The sequence below is a fragment of the Pseudomonas sp. NPDC088429 genome, from assembly GCF_044753305.1.
Taxonomy (GTDB): Bacteria; Pseudomonadota; Gammaproteobacteria; order Pseudomonadales; family Pseudomonadaceae; genus Aquipseudomonas; species Aquipseudomonas rustica.
This window is the reverse complement of record NZ_JBIVMX010000126.1, coordinates 1-4,718: the sequence shown is the minus strand read 5'-3', so window position 1 is coordinate 4,718 and position 4,718 is coordinate 1. Positions and strand designations below refer to the sequence as shown.

The following is a 4,718-nucleotide window of genomic DNA, read 5'->3' as shown; positions in this document are numbered from 1 at the left end:
AACTGCGACACAGGAAGAACCCTGGCCGAGACTGAGTGCAAAGAGCAGGAAAAATTCTTGTAGATGGTTGGATCGAAATTCAACATATCGTGTAGAGATTCTCAGTGACACAAGCAGCACAGTGGCGCCACCTTAACCCTTTTTCCGGAACGTGCCAATGCTTCTTGCGAAGGTTTCTAAGATTTAGGGACCAGCGGTGTGACAGTTCGTCGCCAGCGCGCGTAAATATGGGGTGTTCGGCGAGAATTGCAGCGCGCACTTTGAAGAGGACGGCGCGCCCGGTAAGATGCCGGACAGAATTTTTCCACCTCGCTATTCAGGACACCCCGCCATGAGCATCAAATCGGACAAGTGGATTCGCCGCATGGCGCAGGAACACGGCATGATCGAACCTTTCGTCGAGCGCCAGGTGCGCGGCAGCGACGAGAGCCGGGTCATCTCCTACGGTGTCTCGAGCTACGGCTACGATGTGCGCTGCACCAATCATTTCAAGGTGTTCACCAACATCAACTCGTCGATCGTCGACCCAAAAAACTTCGATCCGGGCAGCTTCGTCGACGTCCACAGTGATGTCTGCATTATTCCGCCGAACTCCTTCGCCCTGGCCAGCACCGTTGAATACTTCCGCATTCCGCGCAACGTATTGACCATTTGCCTGGGTAAAAGCACCTACGCACGCTGCGGCATCATCGTTAACGTGACGCCGCTCGAGCCTGAGTGGGAAGGTCACGTGACGCTGGAATTCTCCAACACCACCAACCTGCCGGCGAAAATCTACGCCAACGAAGGCGTGGCACAGATGCTCTTCCTCGAATCCGATGAAGAATGTGAAGTTTCCTACAAGGATCGCGGCGGCAAGTATCAGGGCCAACGTGGCGTAACGCTGCCACGTACCTGATTCGTCCATCCGGCGGATGCCGGGAATTCTTTGGCGGGCAGACACTCTATGGGGTGTACTGCCCGTTTTTGTTTCAGCAAATGCGGGCCTTCGCCGAGGAGTGCTTTATGAAGATCGATCCGCATATCACTGCCGAACTGGCAAGGCTTGAGCCCAATCAGATTGGCGTATTGGCCTGGTCCTTGTTGGCACACCCGCCTATCAACATGGCCGGCGGAATTCCTGGTCAGCCTGATCCAGATACCCCCAATGAGCAACCGACCGAGCCGGGCGAGCCAACGCTTCCGGACGAGCCACCACCGGCGCCAGTTGCCTGATTAATTACCTCCTTTTGTAGGAGCAGAGCTTGCTCGCGAAGCGATCTGTCTGATTTATTTGTGTGAAATGGACGAACGCTTTCGCGAGCAAGCTCTGCTCCTACAAGGCAGGGTGTGATCAGTTGATGGGCCAGATTTCGTTGTCGCCGGTGACAAAGATTCGGCATTGCTCATCTTTTTCGACCGGATAGCCGCCGGTAAACGCTCCGAATGCCGGTAGCAGGCTGATTCGCTCGCCCAGTCTGAAACAGGCTAATCGTAAACTTTGCCGCCCTTTGCCAAACAACCGGTAAACCGGGTGGACGTGGCCGGCCAATACATGCCGCTCCGGGTGCGGATCAGGCTCGTGCTGAAGCGCAAACGGCCCTAAGAGCAGCGGCTCCGGCACCACGCGAATGTTCAGCGACGCCGGTGGATCCCCTGCGCGTTTGTCGTGATTGCCGCGAATCAACGTCATCGGCAGATCCGCATGACGCTCACGCCATTGCGCCAGCGCATTCAGCGTACCGACCGCATGCGAGCCCGGCCCGTGCAGGAAATCCCCCAGAAAGATCAGTTGCCGACACGGCAGCACGGCCAACAATCGATCGATCACCGCAATGTTGCTCGCCGTCGTTCCCTGCGGCACCGGTTGTCCGAGGCTGCGATAGGCCGCTGCCTTGCCAAAATGCACATCAGCGATCAACAACGCCTCTTGCGCTGGCCAGTAGAGCGCCTTTTCCGGGAGCAACCACAACTCCTCGCCGGCCAAACGCACGGGATACGCCGCGTTCATGACGATTTACCGTTGTCGGCAGACTTCTCCAGATCACCGACCATGCGCCTGATCCGGTCGGCGAGTTTTTCCGAACTCATGCTTTCGCGCATGCGTTCCACCAGCAGCGGGAACCCGAGCGGCGTAGGACGTTTGATCTGATGCACATCGAGTTTCATCCCGTTGATCCGCTCCAGTGTCTGTTCCAACCGACGAATATCCAGTTCTTCACGTAGGACTTCTTCCCCGGCCTGGGCCAGCAACAGGTTGTCGGCGTCATATTGTTTGAACACTTGAAAAAACAATCCGCTGGAGGCCTGCACCTGCCGGGTACTTTTCGGCGCGCCGGGATAGCCGGCGAATACCAGCCCGGCGATTCGGGCGATTTCCCGGAAACGGCGCAAGGCCAATTCACCGGCATTGAGACTGGCGAGCACATCAGCCAAAAGATCCGCAGGGTCGAGCAGCTCGGCATTGAGGTGCTGCGACCAATCCACCGGCGTGGCACTGAGCAGCTCCAGCCCGTAATCATTCACCGCGATGGAAAAGGTCACCGGTTGGCGCTGGCTGACGCGCCACGCCAACAGGCTCGCCAGCCCCAGATGCACCTGCCGCCCGGCGAACGGGTAGAGGAAAAGGTGCCAGCCTTCGCGGGATTTCAGCACCTCCGCCAGCAGCTTATTAACCGTCGGCAAGCCTGACCAACGTGCCTGAGTCTCAAGCAGCGGGCGCAGCGCCTGCATTTCCGGGCCGACGAACTCACCTTCGGCGGCCGCACTAAACCGTGCAACCACCGCTTGCGCAAGTTCATTGGAGAGCGGCATCCGCCCGCCATTCCAGCGTGGCACCGCCGCTTTTTTCACGGTGCTGCGTTTGACGTACGCCGTCATGTTTTCCACCCGCACCAATTCCAGCAAACGCCCCGCAAACAGAAAACCATCACCGGGTTTCAGTCGGGCGATAAAGCCTTCTTCGACGCTGCCGAGCTGCTTGCCACCGCCGCCCTTGCTCCAGAATTTCAGGTTGATGCTCGCATCGCTGACAATGGTGCCGACGCTCATGCGATGCCGCCGCGCCAATCGCGCATCGGGCACACGCCACACGCCGTGCTCATCCGGTTCGACCCGGCGATAATCCGGATAGGCTGTCAGAGACATCCCGCCATGGCGTACGAAAGCCAGCGCCCACGCCCAATCCGCAGGCGTCAGATCACGATAGGCCCACGCCGTGCGGACTTCTTCGTACAGCTCATCCGGTAAAAATCCGCCACCCAGCGCCATGCTGACCAGATGCTGCACCAGCACATCCAGCGATTGATGCGGCGACAGGCGCGGTTCGATGTGCCGTTGTTCGACGGCGTCGCGCGCGGCAGCGGCTTCGATCAGTTCAAGACTGTGGGTCGGCACCAGCGTCACCCGCGAGGTGCGTCCCGGTGCGTGACCGGAGCGTCCGGCACGCTGCATCAAACGCGCAACGCCTTTGGCCGAGCCGATTTGCAGCACGCGTTCGACCGGTAAAAAATCCACACCGAGATCCAGACTCGACGTACAGACCACCGCTTTCAACAAACCATCCTTCAAGGCTTTTTCGACCCAGTCACGGGTGTCGCGAGACAGTGAACTGTGATGCAACGCAATCAACCCGGCCCAGTCCGGCCGCGCTTCCAGTAATGCCTGATACCAGATTTCCGATTGCGCCCGGGTGTTGGTGAACACCAGCGTACTGGCGCAGGCATCGAGTTCGGCGACGACTTGCGGGAGCATCTTCAGACCGATGTGCCCGGCCCACGGAAAACGCTCAATGGACGGAGGGATCAGGGTGTCGACCTTCAACGTTTTTTCGCTTTGTCCCTGAATACTCACGCCGCCGCTCTGTGGGATCAGCACGTGTTCGGCGTGGGATTGATTACCGAGCGTGGCGGACACCCCCCAGACGATCAGATCAGGCTGCCAGCGGCGCAAACGAGCGAGCGCCAATTGCAGTTGCACGCCGCGTTTGTTGCCAAGTAATTCGTGCCATTCATCGACGACGATCATCTTTAGCGAAGCGAGCGCAGTCTGTGCGTCGGCACGGGCCAGTAGCAGGGTCAGGCTTTCCGGCGTGGTGATCAGCGTGGTTGGCAAACGTCGACCCTGCCGCGCACGTTCGCTGCTGCTGGTGTCACCGGTGCGCAGGCCGATGCTCCACGGGATTTGCAGGTCATCGACGGGTGTTTGCAGGGCGCGCGCGGTGTCGGCGGCAAGTGCCCGCATCGGCGTAATCCACAACACGGTCAGTGGTTCGGCAGGTTGTTTGCGTTTGCGTGGTGGCGCATCGACGGGAAGGGTTTTGGCGAATCGATTGAGGGCGGCGAACCATACTGCATAGGTTTTACCGGCGCCGGTGCTGGCGTGGAGCAGACCGGATTCGCCGTTTTTGACAGCCGCCCACACCTGTTTCTGAAAGGCGAAGGGCTTCCAGTTGCGGGCGCTGAACCAGATTTTTGCGAGGTCGAGAGATTTCGCCATGCCGGCTGCGCGCGCTCTGGAGGGGTTCTTCCAGAGACCACGGCGCGGGCGGACAAGTTTGATTTTTGTAGGCGATGAACATCCATTGTGGGAGCGGGCTTGCTCGCGAAGGCGGTGTGTCAGTTAAAGAATTATTGGCTGACACACCGCCTTCGCGAGCAAGCCCGCTTGTATGGTAGGACTCGAAGGGGTGGGTGGGACCAAAAGCCAGCTTCTGACTGTTAGCCCAGTACAGACTGTGG

General features: G+C 59.1%; 4 protein-coding genes. 2 read left to right on the top strand and 2 right to left on the bottom strand.

What is annotated here, in order from left to right:
* Positions 1–331: 331 nt before the first annotated feature.
* Positions 332–898, top strand: a complete 567-nt coding sequence (dcd, locus tag ACIP66_RS28130; RefSeq protein WP_053117768.1) for a dCTP deaminase — start codon at positions 332–334, stop codon at positions 896–898.
* Positions 899–1,005: 107 nt separating this feature from the next.
* On the top strand, positions 1,006–1,215 hold the full coding sequence (locus ACIP66_RS28125; RefSeq protein ID WP_053117770.1) for a hypothetical protein: 210 nt from the start codon (positions 1,006–1,008) through the stop codon (positions 1,213–1,215).
* A 118-nt stretch (positions 1,216–1,333) separates the two neighbouring features.
* Here the strand turns inward: ACIP66_RS28125 and pdeM are convergent, their stop codons facing one another.
* Both pdeM and ACIP66_RS28115 read right to left on the bottom strand, forming a co-directional pair.
* Positions 1,334–1,990, bottom strand: a complete 657-nt coding sequence (pdeM, locus tag ACIP66_RS28120; protein WP_400652494.1) for a ligase-associated DNA damage response endonuclease PdeM — start codon at positions 1,988–1,990, stop codon at positions 1,334–1,336.
* Positions 1,987–4,476: a ligase-associated DNA damage response DEXH box helicase gene (locus tag ACIP66_RS28115; RefSeq protein ID WP_400652492.1), complete on the bottom strand. Its 2,490-nt coding sequence runs from the start codon at positions 4,474–4,476 to the stop codon at positions 1,987–1,989. Before ACIP66_RS28115 ends, pdeM begins: the two co-directional genes overlap by 4 nt.
* Between the last annotated feature and the right edge of the window lie 242 nt (positions 4,477–4,718).